3 protein-coding genes and 1 pseudogene are annotated in these 2,799 nt (G+C 72.4%); 2 read left to right on the top strand and 2 right to left on the bottom strand.

Annotation, left to right across the window (positions count from 1 at the left end):
• Positions 1–243, top strand: a pseudogene (locus ACOJUF_RS24760) (MFS transporter); the annotation flags it as partial.
• Between the two features lie 53 nt (positions 244–296).
• Complete coding sequence (locus ACOJUF_RS24755) at positions 297–872, top strand: hypothetical protein (protein WP_420124466.1); 576 nt, start codon at positions 297–299, stop codon at positions 870–872.
• Between the two features lie 166 nt (positions 873–1,038).
• On the opposite strand, the gene ACOJUF_RS24750 is transcribed toward ACOJUF_RS24755, so the two are convergent.
• Both ACOJUF_RS24750 and ACOJUF_RS24745 read right to left on the bottom strand, forming a co-directional pair.
• The gene (locus ACOJUF_RS24750; RefSeq protein WP_420124465.1) at positions 1,039–2,415 is read right to left on the bottom strand and encodes a cryptochrome/photolyase family protein; all 1,377 of its coding nucleotides are present in this window, start codon (positions 2,413–2,415) and stop codon (positions 1,039–1,041) included.
• A 204-nt stretch (positions 2,416–2,619) separates the two neighbouring features.
• Positions 2,620–2,799, bottom strand: a 180-nt coding sequence (locus ACOJUF_RS24745; protein WP_420124464.1) for a citrate/2-methylcitrate synthase, incomplete at its 5' end; no start/stop codon positions are given.

The raw sequence follows: 2,799 nt of genomic DNA, 5'->3' as shown, positions 1-2,799 counted from the left end.
AACGCGACCGACGACATGCGCGGCCGGATGCAGGGCGTGTTCACGGTGGTGGTGGCGGGCGGACCCCGGGTGGCCGACCTGGTCCACGGCCTGGTGGCGTCGGCGACGTCGACGGCCTTCGCCACGACCGCCGGCGGCATCCTGACCATCGTGCTGACCCTGGTGGCCGCGGCGGTCGGGCGGTCGCTGGTGCGCTACGACACCCGGGACCGGGTCGGGGACGGCGGCGCGACGCCGTCCTGACCGGACCGGCACAATCAGCGGGGCAGAGCCAGCGGCCAGGAGGTCCGAGGAAGATGATCGCTCCCCGCCCGCACGACCCCCAGGACTGGGCCCCCTACCTGCGGTTGGAGGACGCCGTTCGGGCCTACATCCGCGACGCCGACGCCGCGCTCGACGAGCTCGGCGGCGTCATCGACCCCGCCGACGTGCGCTCCTTCACCTGCGAGCTGGTCCCGTCCGCCCAGCCGTGGGGGCAGGCGCTGTGGCAGGAGGTCGCCGTCACCGACGGACGGCGGCTGATCCTGTGGCACGGCGACGACGAGGTCGACGACGACCGGCCGGACACGCTGATGTTCTCCTCGTCGTTGCGCAGCATCCCGCTGACGGCGATCGTCGACCAGGGTCTGCGTCAGCGGTTCCGGGCCGAGGCCGACGGGTCGCGGTCGATGAACGCGGTCATGCTCTACCTGTCGACCCAGACGCCCGAGAAGGCACTCACCGAACTGGCGGAGGCGAACGAGACCCGCACGGTGCAGTACGTGGAGACCTACCGGTTCTCCAAGTCGGTCACCGACGGCGGGCTGGCCCAGATGCAGCGGCTGCTGCAGTTCGGCCGAGCGCTGTCCCGGGCCATCGGCCGGAGCGCCTGAGCGGACGCTGCCCAACAGACCGAACCCGGGTGCTGCGCTGATCAAAGACCCACTCGATCGGACCGACCCGGGGCTGCGCTGATCCAAGGCCCGCTGAATCGGACAAATCGGTGCCTGATTCGGGTCTTTGATCAGCGCCGATGGCCAGGGGGCACGCCGGGCTGCCTCAGCGGTTCTCCCACCGGCGCAGCGCCTCGGCCCGTTCCTCCCCGTGGTCGACGATCGGGTCCGGGTACCCCGCCGGGGCGCCGTCCGGCAGCTCCCACGGCCGGTGCACCTTCTTGCCGGGGATGTCGCGCAGTTCGGGCACGTAGGCGCGGACGTACTCGCCGGTCGGATCGAACTTCTCACCCTGGGTCAGGGGATTGAAGACGCGGAAGAACGGGGCCGCCTGCGGGCCCGAGCCGGCCACCCACTGCCAGCCGTGATTGTTGGACGCGTAGTCGCCGTCCACCAGATGCTCCATGAAGTGCTCGGCCCCGCGTTGCCAGGGCAGGTGCAGGTCCTTGATCAGGAACGAGGCGGTCGCCATCCGCAGCCGGTTGTGCATCCAGCCCTCGGCCAGCAGCTGGCGCATGCCCGCGTCGATGTACGGGTACCCGGTGCGCCCGGCCCGCCACGCCTCGAACCGCTCGTCCGCGGTCGCCCCGGAATCCCACTTCATGCCCTGGATGACCGGGTCGACCGAGGTCCACACCGACGCGGGGAGGTGAAAGAGGGTGTCCGCGTAGAACTCCCGCCAGGCCAGCTCGCGGCGGTAGGAGGCGGCGCCGCTGGACCGCCGGCCGGCCAGATCGGCCAGCAGGGTGCGCGGGTGCACGCAACCCCACTTCAGGTGCACCGACATCCGGCTGGTGCCGGGTTGGTCCGGCCGGTCGCGGTCGTCGTCGTAGGCGTCGATCCGGTCGGCCAGGAACTCGGTCCACGCGGCCGAGGCGGCCGCCTCGCCGGCCTCGGGCAGCGACATGTCGGACGGCACCGCGCGCCCGTACTCGGCCGGGTCGTGTGCGGCGATCCCGTCGACGTCGCCCGGCCGGACCCAGGTCACGCCGGAGCCCGAGGTGGCCGGTCCACGCCAGCCGTGGTGGGTCCAGGCCCGGAAGAAGGGGGTGAAGACGGCGAACCGGCCGCCGTCGCCCTTGCGCACGCGGCCCGGGCTGATGGCGTACGGCGATCCGGTCGCCACCCACTCGATCCCGGCCGCGGCGAGCGCATCGGCCACGGCCGCGTCGCGCCGCCGGCCGTACGGCCCGTAGTCGCCGCTGACATGCACGGCCTCGGCGCCGACGGCCCGGGCGATCCGCGGGATCATCGACGCCGGCCGCCCGTGGGCGACCAGCAGGCGGCCGTCCATCGACTCGTTCAAGGCCGCCAGCGCCGCGGCCAGGAACGCGCGGCGAGGTGCGCCGGAGGCGGTCAGTGGGACATCGTCGGCCAGGAAGACGCCGAGCACCCGGGCGCCGTCGGCGGCTGCCGCGGCCAGCGCCGGGTGATCCTGCAGCCGCAGGTCGCGGCGGAACCACAGCACGTGGGTCTTGGTCATCTCGCTGTCGTCATCTCGCTGTCTTCGGGCCGTCTCATCGGGCGCTGTCATCGGGCGCGGTCGTCGGGGAGTGCCGCCACCGGGGACGGGGGCACCACGACGACGATGCCCGCCCGGCCTGGTCCTCAAACGGGCCAAGCCGGACGGGCATCGGCGGACGGGTCGGCGCCCGTTCAGTGCTCGTTCAGTGCTCGATCAGTGCGATCAGCGCTCGTCCGAAGGGATGTAATCCCGCTCGGTGTCGCCGGTGTAGACCTGGCGCGGCCGGCCGATCTTGGTGGCCGGGTCGTTGATCATCTCGCGCCACTGGGCGATCCAGCCGGGCAGCCGGCCGAGCGCGAACAGGACGGTGAACATCCGGGTCGGGAAGCCCATGGCCTTGTA

Origin of the sequence: Nakamurella sp., from assembly GCF_048594475.1 — a bacterium.
In the GTDB taxonomy this organism is placed as follows: Bacteria; Actinomycetota; Actinomycetes; order Mycobacteriales; family Nakamurellaceae; genus Nakamurella.
The sequence above is the reverse complement of the archived record's forward strand: the minus strand, read 5'-3'. Positions and strand labels throughout refer to the sequence as shown.